Source organism: Christiangramia sp. 3-2217-3z (genome assembly GCF_051195275.1).
GTDB lineage: Bacteria > Bacteroidota > Bacteroidia > Flavobacteriales > Flavobacteriaceae > Christiangramia > Christiangramia marina.
On record NZ_JBNJLI010000001.1, the window covers coordinates 145,687 to 161,493 of the forward strand.

The following is a 15,807-nucleotide window of genomic DNA, read 5'->3' on the forward strand; positions in this document are numbered from 1 at the left end:
ATTTATTCAGAAATCAATATTAACAAACTTTACAATTTTAACCGAAGCCTTTCAATTTCTTTAATTGCTTCCTTCTCATCACCCCAACCTTCGATTGTCGTATTGTCTTCCAGATCATAATTTGAAAACCAGGTCTCCAGAATATTTTGTGCTCCGGGGTAATTTTTGGATAGTTGCTGATAATTTTCAGCCTGTATTGTTCTTAATTCCCTTCTGGCTGGGATGGCAATAATTTTAAAGTCTTCTTCGCCCGCATCTATCATTTTGATCATACCAATTGGAATGAATTCCACGATATCTCCAGATTGCAGTGTGCTGCTAAGAATCATAATGTCCAGCGCATCACCATCACCTCCATTCGCGGGATCTGAATAAGTGGAAGGTATAAACCCATAGTTCGCAGGATAAGCCAGGAAATCAATAATCCTTTCCTTACCATTACGAAGGGAAGTACTAAAAAGTCTTAAGTCCTTATCGTATTCTACTTTAGCATTTGTACCTGCTGGTATTTCGATCACTGCCTGGTAATTGCCTTTTTTCGAAAGTAAACTGGTAGCCAGCAGGTCCTGTCTGGATTTGCAGGATGCAAACAGTATTACAATAAGAATAGCCAGGTACCTTCTCATTCTAGTTCCAGTAGATCATAAAGTATTTGATCTTTGCATCATCCGGGATTTGTGAAGCCATGATCTTACTATCCGTATCATAACGAAGATTAGACGGTAACTGTGATTTGTCTATTGTAATGTAAGCATTGATCTCATCCAGAAATACCACGGCAGAATTTATCGTATTCTCGATCCTTGAGATCGTATAATTCTCCATGATATCCTTGAAGGTACTATTTACACTTAGTCCGTTCTTAGTTTCGTATCGGGAATCAAGTATGCGAATATATCCAATGGTACTGGTAGAGTCGAATTCCTGCAAGGGTTCCAGGCTCATTAAAGCTGCACCATCTTCACCAAAGATCTTGATCTCATCTGTAGAACGAAAGTCATCAGGACCGCTTGTTTGTCTTACAATGCTATCATTTTGGAAAATGCTATCTAACTGGTTGATCTTAACCTCCTTTTTCAAAGGTCCCACTTGCGTTGGAGTTATTAGAAATGGGTTTTCTTCATCACTCGTGCATGATACCATCGCGGCGCAAAGGCCTAGAAAGATTAGAGCTTTTTTATACATAGATTTCTGTTTCCTTTATTTTAAAAATTTATTCAATATTCCCATTACGCCGCGTATAAAAGTCGCACTCGTTAGCACTTTGATGATCGCTCCTTCACGGGAACGTCCGCTTTTACGACGGCTACTGGTTTTTGCTACTTTTTCTCGCTGATCTTTAGCCTGTTGTTTTGCTTCTTCACGATCTGCTTCTTCGATCTTTTTATTCAGGATCTCGTAAGCACTTTCGCGGTCAATTTCCTCATTATATTTCCGGGCAAGTTCAGAATTTTTGTTGATTTGTCTTAATTCTGAATCACTTAATATGTCCATTCTACTCATTGGCGCGCGCAACATGGTCGCTACCAGGGGAGAAGGTCTTCCTTTTTCGTCTAATGCTGAAACCATAGCCTCTCCAATACCTAACGAGGTAAGCATATTTTTGGTATCGTAAAATTCTGAAATCGGATAATTTTCAGCAGCAAGTTTAATAGCCTTACGGTCTTTAGCTGTAAAAGCCCTTAATGCATGCTGAATTTTAAGTCCCAGCTGTCCCAGAACTTCTTCAGGAACATCAGCCGGATTCTGAGTGACAAAGTACAATCCAACACCCTTGGAACGTATCAGTTTTACAATACTTTCAATTTGATCTAGCAATGCATCTGAAGCTTCATCAAAAATAAGATGTGCCTCATCTATGAATAAAACAAGTTCCGGTTTATCCATATCACCTTTCTCTGGAAAGGTTGAATAAATTTCAGCAAGAAGTGAAAGCATGAAGGTGGAGAATAATTTTGGCCTGTCCTGAAGATCGGTAAGCCTCAATATATTCACATAGCCCTTTCCGTCTGATGTTTTTCTCAGGAGATCGTTTACCTCAAAAGATTTTTCACCAAAGAACAGCTCTGCGCCTTGTTGTTCCAGCGCAATGATCTTCCGCAGAATAGCACCTGTGGATGCGCTTGAAATTCTACCATATTCCTTGCTGATCTCCTCCTTGCCTTCCTCTGTGGTATATTGAAGCATCTTTTTGAGATCCTTAAGGTCCAGAAGTGGTAATTGGTTGTCATCACAATATTTGAATATGATCGCCATGATCCCGGATTGGGTATCATTTAGATCAAGTATCCTTGATAAGAGCACTGGACCAAATTCACTGACTGTTGCTCTGAGTCTTACTCCATCCTGTTCTGAAAGGCTTAGCATCTCTACTGGTGCAGCATCTGGAGAGAATGGAAATCCCAGTTTTTCATGACGCTCATCTATAAAAGTGGCACCTTCTGAAGCTTTCGCGATTCCACTAAGATCTCCCTTTACGTCCATCAGTAAAACCGGCACTCCTTTCTGAGATAGGTTTTCAGCAAGGATCTGCAGGGTCTTTGATTTTCCGGTTCCTGTAGCTCCTGCGATTAATCCGTGGCGATTCATCGTTTTTAACGGAATCTTTACTGGAGCATTTGCAAAAACTTGTTCGTCGAGCATTCCTGCGCCCAGATAAATATAATCACCCTTTGTACTGTATTCCGAAGATATGTGATCTACAAACTTTTCTGATGTGGTCATTTAACTGCAGGTTTTAATAATTTAATAGTTCCGGTTTTGCTATCTATTTCAGCTTCAATTCCATTAGGGATGGTGCTGTTGTCATCTATATGACCAATCATCGCACCTGAGAATGCCGGGATATTTAAAGGTTTTATATAATGGTCTATAACTTCCTCCATAGTAAGTGAACCGTAGCCACTTCCGCCGGGATCACAGCCTGTACACTTTCCAAAGACGAATCCTGAGATCTTATCCAGTATACCACCAAGTTTTAGTTGGGACATCATCCTGTCTACGGCATAGATTTTTTCTCCAATATCTTCAAGATACAGGATCTTATTCGACCAGTCCGTAGGGAAATATGGTGTTCCCATAATTGAGGTAAGTACAGATAGGTTTCCACCCAGTAATTCCCCTTTGGCGTTACCAGTATTGATAGTTCTTATTCTATTGCCAGTTTGGACTTCCAGAAAGTTCAAATTTTCTGGATTTGAATATTCGATCATATCTCCTTCGAATAACAGCCGGTGAAAAATATCGTAATTAAAAGTATTCCATGAAGAGCTTGCCATAGGTCCATGAAAGGTCACTAAACCAGTTTTTTCGTACATCGCAAGATGCAATGCTGTAATATCACTGTAGCCTATGAAAATCTTCGGATTCTTCCGAATGAGCTCGTAATCAAGTTTGTCTATAATTCTTGCAGCTCCCGAACCTCCACGAAGTGAAATGATCGCATCTATTTCAGGGTCACCAAACATTTGATTCAATTCTGAAGCACGTTCTTCATCGGTTCCTGCCAGGTGGCCGTATCGGTTTTTCACAAATTCTCCAAAACTCACTTTTAAACCCATCGCTTCCAGGTTTTCCTTGGCGATCACAAAAGGTTCGCTGTCAAAAATTGCTCCTGCAGGACTTGTTATTCCAATAGTATCTCCTTTAGAAAGTCTTTTCGGTAGAAGTTTCTTATTAGTTGAAATTTGCCGCTCTGCTGTTGCTGAAAATGATTGTAGGGGAATACTTAAACCGGCAAGTCCCAGGCCGTAAACAAAATTGCGTCTTTTCATAGGTATGTATACTGTCTCGAAAATAGGGAATATTTGGAACTTCTAAAATTCAATAGTTATTTCTAATGTGAATAAGAAGCTTTGAAACTTCAGCTTTGATCTCTTTTGCGGAGCTCATATGATTCGAATTCATAATACTGAAAGTTAAAAGTCGGTCGCTATTCGTTTTAAGGTATCCGCTAAGACTATAGTTATTTTTTAAACTTCCTGATTTTGCAAATACGAATGCTTCTTCGTCCGTTAGTAAGTTTGCAAGTGTTCCATGCTTTCCAGCCGTAGGGAAAATGGTTGAAACCCAGGCCTTACCTTTTTCGTCTAATAAAACTTTCAGAATGATTGCCAGGTTAGCAGGAGTATTCATGTTGTACCTTGATAAGCCAGAGCCATCTGCCCATTGGAATTCATCAGGCAATCCTTTAAATATACTATTTTTAGCGTGATCTATAGAGATTTTAGTGCTCATGGTATCCGTCATTTTTTCTGAAATCATGATAAGTAATTGTTCTGCAATGAGATTATCGCTGGTATGCATCATTTGCTTGTAAATACTATCGGAAGCCACAGATTTTATATTATGACTGGCTTTTGGTCCTGGCGGGATGATTTTAATAGTTCGACCAATTTCTTCCTCAATGATTCTGATGCTCAATTCTTCTGAAGTTTCAAAAGGAATTCTTAGAGTATCATTCTTCTGAAGTTTCTGTGGAATCCTGAATTCATTGGTTCCCTTAAGTTTTTCCAGTGTTTCAGAATTAATAGTTCGGGTATAATTGCTAAAAATTTCCGGAGAAACTTTAAGATCTTTATTCTCCATCGTAAAAATTGCTGTATTCCCATAAACAGGTATTGCGGATATTTGAGGGGAGAAGGCATATTCAAAATCGTCCCAGCTCCATCCGGCACCATACATTTTCTGCTTCCAGTTAGCTTTTTGATAATAGATAGAATCCTTGGAATTCCGTAGAAATTGCAATGACGTACTGGAAGACACTTCTGAATCCAGTAGCCCAGGATCACCGGTGGCTGAAAAGATCAAAGAATCTTTAGCCTTCCGGTACCTGAATGTTATGATGCTGTCCTCCAGGCATTTTATAGCAGAATAAAGGCTTAATATTTTGGTGTTGGAAGCTGGAGTAAAAGATTTGTGGGCATTATATTGATAGATATTTTTACCAGTCTCTGCATCTAAAAGTGCGATCCCGGTAAATCCATGGTGAATCTTCTCAAACTTGGTTGTTTTCCGCGATAAGCTAGTAGCACATGAACTCAGGCCGAGAATGAATAAAACTGCTAGGAAGACCGTCAGGCGCATATTAAAATTTTTGACTTAAATATATACTTTATCATACTTACAATTAAACCAATCGTTTGCAAACTCAAAAACAAAGGTTATTTATCCTGAAGTATAATGATTATCTTTGCCGGCTATGATTTCAGAAGAGACAAAGAGCCTGGTTGATAAAGGAATAATGCTTCCGCTAATGGAAGAATTTTATACGATCCAGGGTGAGGGATTCCACAAAGGAACGGCTGCATATTTTATAAGGATTGGTGGTTGTGATGTAGGTTGTCACTGGTGCGATGTGAAGGAAAGCTGGGATGCCAGTACGCACCCGCCTACGCATGTTGGGGAAATCGTTGAGAATGCTACCCGACACAGTAAAACTATTGTGATCACGGGTGGAGAACCATTAACCTGGGATATGACAGCTCTGACTCAAAATCTCAAGAAACAAGGTTGTGATATTCATATTGAGACTTCAGGAGCTTATGAGCTAACGGGTACCTGGGACTGGATCTGTCTTTCTCCAAAGAAAATCAAATTGCCAACCGAGGAGATCTATCCTTTGGCCAATGAGTTAAAGGTTATTGTTTTTAACAAACATGACCTGAAGTTCGCTGAAGAGCAGGCGGCGAAAGTAAGTGAGGACTGTATTTTATACTTACAGCCTGAATGGAGTAACCGCGATAAAGTGATCCCAATGATCGTTGATTATGTAATGGAAAATCCGCAGTGGAAAGTATCGCTACAAACCCATAAATATTTGAACATACCATAAAAAAAACGCCCGACAGGGCGTTTTTTAAATTATAATCTGCTGCTGGACTACATATTAGTTAGCATTCTTAAATGGAACTTTTACATAGCTGTTGTCCCATCCAATAAGAAGGTCTGCACCGTTCTTAGCTTCCTGAAAAGCCATAGATAGAGATTCAATAGTATTAGGAGCCTGTCTTACTGGTACATTAATTCTTACCTGATCTTCCTTATCTGTATATTCATAAGAACCCCATGTGTTGGTTTTGCTGTTAAGAATAACAGTCCATTCCTTTTCTCCTGGAATTGTGTATAAGGTATAATTTCCAGCTTTTACCGTAGCATCTGCAACTTTCATGTCTTTGTATAAAGTAACTTCAGTTGCTTCATTCGCTCCTGTTCTCCATACCTCACCATAAGGTACCAATTTACCGAAGATCTCACGATTTCTTTTTTGTGGTCGGCTATAAATAACTCTCGCGACTGCTGCATCATCTTGGTCTCTGTAGAGCGCAAGATCCATTGGACTGGCATCTACTTTGGAAAACTTAAGTTCTTCCTTAGAGTAGTTCACCTTATCGTTATCCTGTGCGTTAATAGGGTTTGCAACAAAGAAAAACATTGCACTTAAACCACCTATGATCAATTTTTTCATAATTCTAATATTTGAATTTTAGTTAGTATAAAGATAAGACGCAGAGAGGTGTGAATTGTTAAAGAAGCACCAATATGCTGTTAAAATTTTAGCTGAGGTTTACAAATGAAAGAAAAGTTTGAAATTTATAATGATATACTACCATTTGATATGCATGTTTTAATTTGAACTTTTCAAATATAATTATTATTGAATATTATGTTTTCATTTATATAGCTTCAGCCCATATTTGTCCCATAATAATAAACAATATAAGTCATGTGTGGAATTTTAGCAGTTATCGGAAAAGATCTTGACAAAAAGAAGATCGCTGATCTTTCAAAAAGGATGTCTCATAGAGGCCCTGATGAAAGCGGACTGAAAATTACTGAAAAAGGTTATGTGTTAGCTCACGAACGCCTATCAATCGTAGATCTCACCACAGGTATTCAGCCTATACAAGGAACTGAATCTGCCTGGATGGTACACAATGGAGAGATCTATAACCACATGTCACTTCGAAATAACGAATTAAAGGATCATACTTTTAGAACTACCGGAGATTCTGAAGTGATCGTACATATGTATGAAAAGTATGGTCTTGAATTCGTAGATAAATTAGATGGCGTATTCTCATTTGTGATCATTGATGGTGATGACTTTATGGTCGCCAGGGATCCAATTGGAGTAAAGCCACTTTATTATGGTAAGGACGAGGCAGGTTCCATGTGGTTTGCCAGCGAAATGAAATCTCTTGCAGATAGCTGTACTGAATTTCATGCTTTTCCTCCTGGACATTATTATACTCCAGAAACCGGATTCGTAAGATACTATTCTCCAGAGTGGTTCGAATCTGAAGTGGCTACTCAGCCAGCAGATCTTAAAAAGCTACGTGAAAGTTTGATCGAAGCGACCAGAAAGAGATTGATGGCAGATGTTCCTCTTGGTGTATTGCTTAGTGGTGGACTCGATTCGTCATTAACAAGTTCTATTGCGGCGAGACTAATGAAAGATAGTGGCCAGACTTTGCATTCCTTTTCAATTGGTTTGGATGAAGCAGCACCAGATCTAATTGCAGCGAGGAAAGTTGCCGACTTTCTTGGAACTGAGCATCATGAAATTCATTTCACTGTAGAGGAAGGGATCTCTATTTTGAAGAAGCTCGTATGGCATCTTGAAACTTACGATGTTACTTCAATTCGTGCCAGCACTCCAATGTATTTTCTCTCTAAAGCGATTGCTGAAAAAGGGATTAAGGTTGTATTGTCTGGAGAAGGCTCTGATGAGATCCTTGGTGGATACTTATATTTTAAGAACGCTCCTTCTGCGGAAGAGTTTCAGAAGGAAACCATTAGAAGAGTACAGCGTCTTGCCACTGCAGATTGTCTGAGAGCCGATAAGTCAACGATGGCCCATGGTCTTGAAGCAAGAGTGCCATTCCTGGATAAAGCATTTTTGAAAACCGCTATGGAAATAGTTCCTGAAGAAAAAATGCCGGTAACTTATGATGGTGTTGAAAAATATATATTAAGAAAAGCATTCGATACTCCTGAAGAACCTTTCCTGCCGGAAGAAGTTCTATGGAGACAAAAAGAGCAATTTAGTGATGGTGTAGGATACAACTGGATCGATCAGTTAATTGATCATGCTTCAGAACAGGTGACAGACGTCCAAATGGAAACTGCGGCAACAAGGTTTCCTGTAAACACACCAACTTCAAAAGAAGCTTACTTCTACCGTGAGATCTTTCAGCAGCATTTCCCTCAGGATTCCGCAGCTAAAACAGTAAAAAGATGGATCCCGAAATGGCAGAAAGACCTTGATCCTAGTGGAAGAGCCAATGAAACTCACGTAGCTCCTGGAATGAAAAAAGTAGCTGTGTAAAACTGGTTTAAATATTTGAATTTCCTCAAAACCCGAAATGTGAAAATTATCTTAAACATTTCGGGTTTTTCCACATAATTTGTTGATAACTTCGAGGCTCATCACAGGTCTATAACCTGTTAAAAGTATGCGAATTGTTATATTTGTTCGTTATCCAAAAGAGACAAAATTAATTAGCATAATATGAGCGAAGAAGCTAAGAAACATAATTATTCTGCCGACAGTATTCAGGCGTTGGAGGGGATGGAGCATGTTCGAATGCGGCCTTCCATGTATATTGGAGATACCGGGGTTCGAGGATTACATCACCTGGTTTATGAAGTTGTTGATAACTCCATAGATGAGGCCCTTGCCGGACACTGTGATAATATAAAAGTTACTATCAACGAGGATAACTCGATCACTACTGAAGATAATGGTAGGGGTATTCCTATTGATCTACATAAAAAAGAAGGAGTTTCTGCGCTGCAGGTTGTAATGACCAAAATTGGTGCAGGTGGTAAATTCGACAAGGATTCTTATAAAGTTTCCGGTGGACTTCACGGTGTTGGGGTAAGTTGTGTGAATGCACTTTCTGAGCACCTTACGGCTACTGTTTATCGTGATGGCCAGATCTGGCAGCAGGAATATGAACTTGGAAAGCCATTGTATCCGGTAAAGCCTACAGGTGAAACCGATTTGAGTGGAACGATCGTTACATTCAAACCAGATCCTAGCATTTTTCAACAAACTCTGGAGTATAATTATGATACTTTGGCCAGTCGTATGCGTGAATTAGCATTTCTGAACAAAGGAATTCGAATTAGTCTTACAGATATGAGGAATAAAGAGGATAATGGCGAATATGTTCAGGATCATTTTCATTCTGAAGAAGGACTAAAGGAATTTATAAAGTTTCTGGACGGGAACCGTGAGCCGATCATTGGTCATGTAATTTCGATGGAAGGTGAAAAGAATGATATTCCTGTTGAGGTTGCCATGATCTACAATACCTCGTTCAGCGAAAATTTACATTCCTATGTAAATAATATTAATACGCATGAAGGTGGAACCCATCTTTCCGGGTTTAGACGAGGATTGACAACTACACTTAAGAAGTATGCAGATGCTTCTGGTCTGTTGGATAAGATTAAATTTGAAATTACAGGAGATGATTTTCGGGAAGGACTTACCGCGATCATTTCTGTAAAAGTTGCGGAACCTCAATTTGAAGGTCAGACGAAAACAAAATTAGGTAACCGTGAGGTTACTTCAGCAGTATCTCAGTCGGTTTCTGAAATGCTGGAAAACTATCTGGAAGAGAATCCGAATGATGCAAAAACCATTGTTCAGAAAGTAATCTTAGCTGCGCAGGCAAGAAATGCCGCGAAAAAAGCCCGTGAAATGGTTCAGCGTAAAACTGTCATGAGTGTTGGCGGTTTACCTGGGAAATTATCTGACTGTTCAGAGCAGGATCCCGCACAATGTGAAGTATTTCTGGTAGAGGGAGACTCGGCAGGTGGAACAGCCAAACAAGGTAGAGATCGTAAATTTCAGGCGATCCTTCCATTGCGGGGTAAAATTCTGAATGTTGAAAAAGCGATGTCTCATCGTGTTTTCGAGAACGAGGAGATCAAGAATATTTATACAGCACTTGGAGTAACTATAGGTACCGAAGAAGATAGTAAAGCTTTGAATCTTTCAAAATTGAGATATCATAAGGTAGTTATCATGTGTGATGCCGATGTAGATGGTAGTCACATTGAAACTTTAATCCTCACTTTCTTCTTTAGATACATGCGAGAATTGATCGAGAGTGGTCATATATTTATCGCTACTCCGCCACTTTATCTTGTAAAAAAGGGACAGAAGAAACGTTATGCGTGGAGCGAGAAAGAACGTGATGAAATCGCAGAAAGTTATAGCGGTGGTGTTCAGATCCAAAGATATAAAGGTCTTGGTGAGATGAACGCTGAACAGTTATGGGACACCACGATGGATCCTGAATTCAGAAAATTAAGACAGGTGAATATCGACAATGGAGGAGAAGCCGACAGGATCTTTTCTATGCTAATGGGAGATGAAGTTCCGCCAAGACGTGAGTTTATTGAGAAGAATGCTAAATATGCAAATATCGATGCTTAATTTTCACTAACATAGTATGATCTAAACCCACACTAAAACTAAGTGTGGGTTTTTTTCGTTTAATATTTACGGGACTATTATCTTTACCAACCTTAACACCTATAATTTAACCTAAATCAATTACCGTGAAAAATTTCAAAATCTTGACGCTAATCCTTGCTTTTTTTGGCAGTGGAATGGCACATGCTCAATTGGTACCTGCAGAAGGTCAGGAGATCATTGATGACCTTCTATTTATTGCAGATGGATTCGCTACTCCTGCAGCAGAGAGTGCAGCTTACCAGGCAACAGCCAGCTGGTTTACTTCTGCGAAAGCACTGGAACCGTGGAAAGTTGATGTTTCCTTGCATGCAAATGCTCTATTTGTTCCTTCAAGCAAGAAAGAATTTACTATAAATAATAATGATTTTTCGAATCTTACTATCTCTGGCGGTAGCAATGCCGCTGTAGTGCCAACTGCCTTTGGTAGTGATACAGATGTAATGTTTAACGGGAACTTTCTTGGTCAGGAATTTGCGTTTCAGGCGATTGAAGGGATAGACACTGGAGCTTTGATGTATCCATTCGCCCAGGTTTCAGTTGGATTGCCTTTAGGTTTCCAATTAGGAGTAAGAGCTCTGCCAGCACTAGAGGTAAGCGGATCTGAATTCAGCACCTATGGGATTGGTTTAAAGCATAATTTGAGTCAGTATTTTGGTAGAAGAAGAACCAGGGATGATGATTTGGAAGTGGCGGCCATAATTGCCTATGATATTTTTGATGTGAAATATGAGTTTGAGCAAATTTCTGTACCTAATTTGCTTAATCTTAATTTGATCGATGTAAGTTCAGGCGTATGGATGGCCGAGGTAATGGCTTCAAAGAAATACGAAAACTTTGAAATATTTGGAGCTCTAGGTGTTGCGCAGTCAGACTTTGAATATGAATTTGGAGGCAGTGGATTAGCATTGGATCTTGTAAATAGTGAGATTTCAAGATTGAATGATTCACAGGCTCAATTCAAAGGAGATATCGGATTTAATTTATACTTCAATAGTTTTAAAGTTAGTACGATGGCAACTGCTGGGAAGTATGTAAATCTTAATGTTGGGTTGCACTTCCTTCTTTAGGCAATACTTGATTTAACCATTCCTTATTATTAAAACTGCTTCGTAATTCGTAATTTCGCTGTCATTATTAATAGAAATTAAATATAATTTTAACATGAAAGTTACCATAGTAGGAGCAGGTGCAGTTGGTGCCAGTTGTGCAGAATATGTAGCCATAAAAAATTTCGCTTCAGAAGTAGTATTGCTTGATATCAAAGAAGGATACGCTGAAGGAAAAGCAATGGATCTAATGCAAACGGCGACACTAAACGGTTTCGATACCAAGATTAGTGGAAGTACAAATGATTATTCTAAGACAGCAAACAGTGATATCGCGGTAATTACCAGTGGTATTCCTCGTAAGCCGGGAATGACAAGAGAGGAATTGATCGGGATCAATGCAGGAATCGTAAAAGAAGTATCTGCGAATTTGATCAAACATTCTCCAGATGTAACCTTGATCGTGGTTAGTAATCCAATGGATACTATGACTTACCTGGTTCATAAAACTACGGGACTTCCTAAAAATAAAATTATTGGAATGGGTGGAGCATTGGATAGCGCTCGTTTCAAATACAGATTAAGTGAGGCTCTTGAATGCCCACCGTCAGATGTTGACGGTATGGTAATTGGTGGACATAGTGATACTGGAATGGTGCCACTAACTCGTCTGGCTACTAGAAATTCTGTACCGGTATCAGTCTTTTTAGATACAGATCGTCTTGATCAGGTTTCAGAAGATACGAAGGTTGGAGGAGCTACCTTAACTAAACTTCTTGGAACCAGTGCATGGTATGCGCCAGGAGCTGCTGTTTCAGGTCTTGTTCAGGCGATTGCTTGTGACCAGAAGAAAATGTTTCCATGTTCAGCCTTACTGGAAGGTGAGTTTGGATTAAATGATCTTTGTATTGGAGTGCCTGTTATTTTAGGTAAGAACGGTATTGAAAAGATTGTCGAAATCGAGCTGAACGATGCTGAAAAAAATAAAATGAAAGAAAGTGCCGAGGGTGTGAAAAAGACCAACGGATTGCTAGACGTTTAAGCTTGTAATAAACTTTCCCGACTATACTCTAAAGCCACATTCTATGTGGCTTTTTTGATGCTTTTAAAAGTTAAAATTATCCAAAAAAAAATATTGGGATTTGAATTATGAAGTCCTATATTTGTCCGTTTTTAAAATAGACCTAATAATCAATAATTTGAGGAATAATGCAGAATAAAGGACTGATTAAAGTTTTTGCAATTTTGTTTGGGCTGGTATGTCTATACCAGTTGTCATTTACGTTTTTGACAAACAACGTTGAGAGTGATGCTGAGGAATTTGCCATGCAGAAGGTTGGCGAGGATGTAGAAAACTACTCAGAACTTCGTGACCAGGCAGAAGCAAGGTATCTTGATTCTATTGGAGATAATGAAATTATCGCCGGGATCACTTACGATTCAGCAAAAGACAAAGAACTGAACAAAGGATTGGACCTTAAAGGTGGTATCAACGTAATTCTTCAAATTTCAGTTAGAGATATTTTAAGCGGATTGGCGAATGATTCTCAGGATCCGGCTTTTAGAAAGGCGATCTCTGAAGCCGATAAAGCTCAAACAGATAGCCAGGAGAACTATGTAGATCTTTTCTTCGAAGCTTTTAACAACATTCCTAATGCTAAACTTGCATCTCCGGATGTATTTGCTAACAAAGCATTAAGTAGTGAGATCAACTTCAACATGAGTAATGAAGAAGTTGAGCCAATTATCAGACAAAAAATTGACGAATCTATTACTTCAGCGTTTGAAGTACTTAGAAAGCGTATCGATAAGTTTGGTGTAACTCAGCCAAACATTCAGCGTTTAGGAAATTCAGGAAGAATTCTTGTGGAATTGCCAGGTGCTAAAGATATCAGCAGGGTGAAGAATTTACTTCAGTCTACTGCACAACTTGAATTCTGGCATACTTATAAAAGCAACGAGCTAGGTGGATTCCTGGTTCAGGCGAACAATCGTCTTGCTGAAATGAAAAAGTCTGAGGAGGTTACTTCCGAAGAAGAAATAGATTCAGCAGCAACTTCAGGTGACAATGAGATCGATGATCTACTTGCCGATGCTGAAGACAGTACTAGTGTTGAAACTGGAAACAATCCGTTGTTTGACCTAATGGCATCTCCAGGTTTTCAAGGCGGGCCGGTTCTTGCAAACTTCAATGTTCAGGATACTGCGCAGGTAATGGATTACCTTCAAATGCCTCAAGTAAGATCATTACTTCCTTCAGAAATGCGTTATGCTAAATTTGTATGGGGTGTTGCAGATGAGGATACAGAAACTGCTGCATTATATGCATTAAAAGGTAACCGTAACATGGAACCACCACTTAGTGGAGGTGTGATTACAGATGCACAACAAACGTACGATCAGTTAGGTCGTATTGCAGTGAGCATGCAAATGGATGGAACAGGAGCTAAGATCTGGGAAACCATGACAGGAAAAGCTTCTGCAGAACAAAGCCAGATCGCGATCGTTCTTGATAAGATTGTATATTCTGCACCAGGTGTTTCTACCGGAGCTATTGCTGGAGGTAGAAGTGAGATCACTGGTGATTTTACAATTACTGAAGGGCAGGATTTAGCGAACGTACTTAGAGCAGGTAAACTTCCAGCTTCAGCAGATATTATTCAAAGTGAAGTAGTAGGACCATCTCTTGGTCAGGAAGCTATCGATAGTGGTATCATGTCATTTGGTATCGCACTTATTCTGGTATTATTATGGATGATCCTTTACTATGGTAAAGCGGGAGTTTATGCAGATATCGCCTTAATCGTGAACATTTTGTTCATCTTTGGTATACTTGCAGGTCTTGGAGCGGTATTAACGCTTCCTGGAATCGCCGGTATCGTATTGACAATAGGTATGTCTGTAGATGCGAATGTACTTATTTTCGAGCGTATCAAGGAAGAACTTGCCAAAGGTAAGGCTCAGAAAGAAGCAATTGCAGATGGATTTAAGAATGCATTGTCTTCCATTTTGGACGCCAATATAACTACAGGTCTTACAGGTCTTATCCTATTCTTATTAGGTACTGGTCCTATTAAAGGTTTTGCAACTACTTTATTAATTGGTATTGCTACTTCTTTATTTACAGCAATCTTTATTACCAGATTGTTTATCGATGGATATGGAACAAGAGGAAAATCTTTGGATTTCTCAACTTCTATAACTAAGAATTTGTTTACGAACATGAATATCGACTTTCTTAAGAAGAGAAAGATCGCTTATATCGTTTCAGGATTATTTATCGTAATTAGTTTAGGTTCATTACTTACACAAGGACTTAACGAAGGAGTGGATTTTGTTGGAGGTAGAACTTATACGGTAAGGTTTGCAGATGATGTAAATCCTACTGCCGTAGAGAAGGATCTTGCTGAAGTATTTGGAAGTGCAGAAGCTAAAACTTTTGGTCCGGACAATCAGTTAAAGATTACGACCAAGTATAAAGTTGATGAAGAAGGTGCTCAGGTTGATGAAGAAATTCAAAGATCTCTATTTGATGCACTTGGATCATACCTTCCTGCTGACATTTCCTATGAAGAATTTGTTGATGGAGCTGATGATAAGCAAGTTGGTGTAATGCAGTCAATGAAAGTTGGTGCTACCATTGCAGATGATATTAAGAACGCTTCATTCTGGGCAGTATTAGGATCCTTAATCGTAGTATTCCTTTATATTCTATTGCGCTTTAGAAAATGGCAATTTAGTTTAGGAGCTGTGGCTGCGGTATTCCATGATGTGTTGGTCGTATTGGGTATCTTCTCTTTACTATACAAAGTAATGCCATTTAACATGGAGATCGATCAGGCATTTATAGCGGCGATCTTGACGGTTATTGGTTACTCGCTGAATGATACGGTGGTAGTATTCGATAGAATTCGTGAATTCGTAAACGAACATTCTACATGGCCATTAGGAAAGACGGTGAATGCCGCACTTAACAGCACGTTGAGCAGAACTTTAAATACCTCGCTTACTACCTTGGTAGTACTTCTTGCGATCTTCATTTTTGGAGGGGAAAGCATTAGAGGCTTTATGTTCGCATTGATCATAGGTGTGATCGTAGGTACCTATTCTTCACTATTTATCGCTACTCCGGTAATGTTTGATAGTGTAAAGAAGAAAGCCTCTTTGGAATCTAAGAAAGAACCGGTTACTGAAGAAGTTACTACAGTTTAGAACTAACCGAATATATATTGAAAAAGGCTTCCAATCTGGAAGCCTTTTTTTATG

General features: G+C 39.1%; 12 protein-coding genes. 6 read left to right on the plus strand and 6 right to left on the minus strand.

Translation table 11 applies throughout. From position 1 onward, the window contains the following. Positions 1-29: 29 nt before the first annotated feature. From ACSHZO_RS00700 to ACSHZO_RS00720, 5 genes are read right to left on the minus strand one after another with little or no spacing between them, the layout of a single operon-like run. On the minus strand, positions 30-626 hold the full coding sequence (locus tag ACSHZO_RS00700; RefSeq protein WP_295178041.1) for an inorganic diphosphatase: 597 nt from the start codon (positions 624-626) through the stop codon (positions 30-32). A gap of 1 nt (position 627) precedes the next feature. Beyond that, a complete protein-coding gene (locus ACSHZO_RS00705) occupies positions 628-1,185 on the minus strand; it encodes a hypothetical protein (protein WP_298248077.1) in 558 nt (185 codons plus the stop codon). Between the two features lie 15 nt (positions 1,186-1,200). Further along, entirely contained in the window at positions 1,201-2,724 is a 1,524-nt protein-coding gene (locus tag ACSHZO_RS00710) for a helicase HerA-like domain-containing protein (RefSeq protein ID WP_298248078.1), read from the minus strand. Next, entirely contained in the window at positions 2,721-3,773 is a 1,053-nt protein-coding gene (locus tag ACSHZO_RS00715; protein ID WP_298248079.1) for a S66 peptidase family protein, read from the minus strand. Before ACSHZO_RS00715 ends, ACSHZO_RS00710 begins: the two co-directional genes overlap by 4 nt. Before the next feature lie 49 nt (positions 3,774-3,822). Further along, positions 3,823-5,085 (minus strand): D-alanyl-D-alanine carboxypeptidase, encoded by a 1,263-nt coding sequence (locus ACSHZO_RS00720; protein ID WP_298248080.1) that lies wholly within the window; start codon positions 5,083-5,085, stop codon positions 3,823-3,825. A gap of 115 nt (positions 5,086-5,200) precedes the next feature. Here ACSHZO_RS00720 and ACSHZO_RS00725 point away from each other — a divergent pair, with 115 nt between their 5' ends. After that, positions 5,201-5,833 (plus strand): 7-carboxy-7-deazaguanine synthase QueE, encoded by a 633-nt coding sequence (locus ACSHZO_RS00725; RefSeq protein WP_298248081.1) that lies wholly within the window; start codon positions 5,201-5,203, stop codon positions 5,831-5,833. Positions 5,834-5,887: 54 nt separating this feature from the next. Here the strand turns inward: ACSHZO_RS00725 and ACSHZO_RS00730 are convergent, their stop codons facing one another. Continuing rightward, positions 5,888-6,466: a DUF2911 domain-containing protein gene (locus ACSHZO_RS00730; protein ID WP_298248082.1), complete on the minus strand. Its 579-nt coding sequence runs from the start codon at positions 6,464-6,466 to the stop codon at positions 5,888-5,890. A gap of 258 nt (positions 6,467-6,724) precedes the next feature. On the opposite strand from ACSHZO_RS00730, the gene asnB reads away from it, so the two are divergent. From asnB to secDF, 5 genes are all read left to right on the plus strand, one after another. After that, a complete protein-coding gene (asnB, locus tag ACSHZO_RS00735; protein WP_298248083.1) occupies positions 6,725-8,329 on the plus strand; it encodes an asparagine synthase B in 1,605 nt (534 codons plus the stop codon). A 183-nt stretch (positions 8,330-8,512) separates the two neighbouring features. Then, positions 8,513-10,453 (plus strand): DNA topoisomerase (ATP-hydrolyzing) subunit B, encoded by a 1,941-nt coding sequence (gyrB, locus tag ACSHZO_RS00740; protein ID WP_298248084.1) that lies wholly within the window; start codon positions 8,513-8,515, stop codon positions 10,451-10,453. 125 nt (positions 10,454-10,578) lie between these two features. Beyond that, positions 10,579-11,562 carry a DUF6588 family protein gene (locus tag ACSHZO_RS00745; RefSeq protein ID WP_298248085.1) on the plus strand — a complete coding sequence of 328 codons (984 nt, stop codon included), beginning with the start codon at positions 10,579-10,581 and terminating at the stop codon, positions 11,560-11,562. A gap of 94 nt (positions 11,563-11,656) precedes the next feature. Further along, entirely contained in the window at positions 11,657-12,583 is a 927-nt protein-coding gene (locus tag ACSHZO_RS00750) for a malate dehydrogenase (protein ID WP_298248086.1), read from the plus strand. 167 nt (positions 12,584-12,750) lie between these two features. Continuing rightward, positions 12,751-15,753, plus strand: coding sequence for a protein translocase subunit SecDF (gene secDF, locus ACSHZO_RS00755; RefSeq protein ID WP_298248087.1), 3,003 nt, complete (start codon positions 12,751-12,753; stop codon positions 15,751-15,753). Positions 15,754-15,807 lie beyond the last annotated feature (54 nt).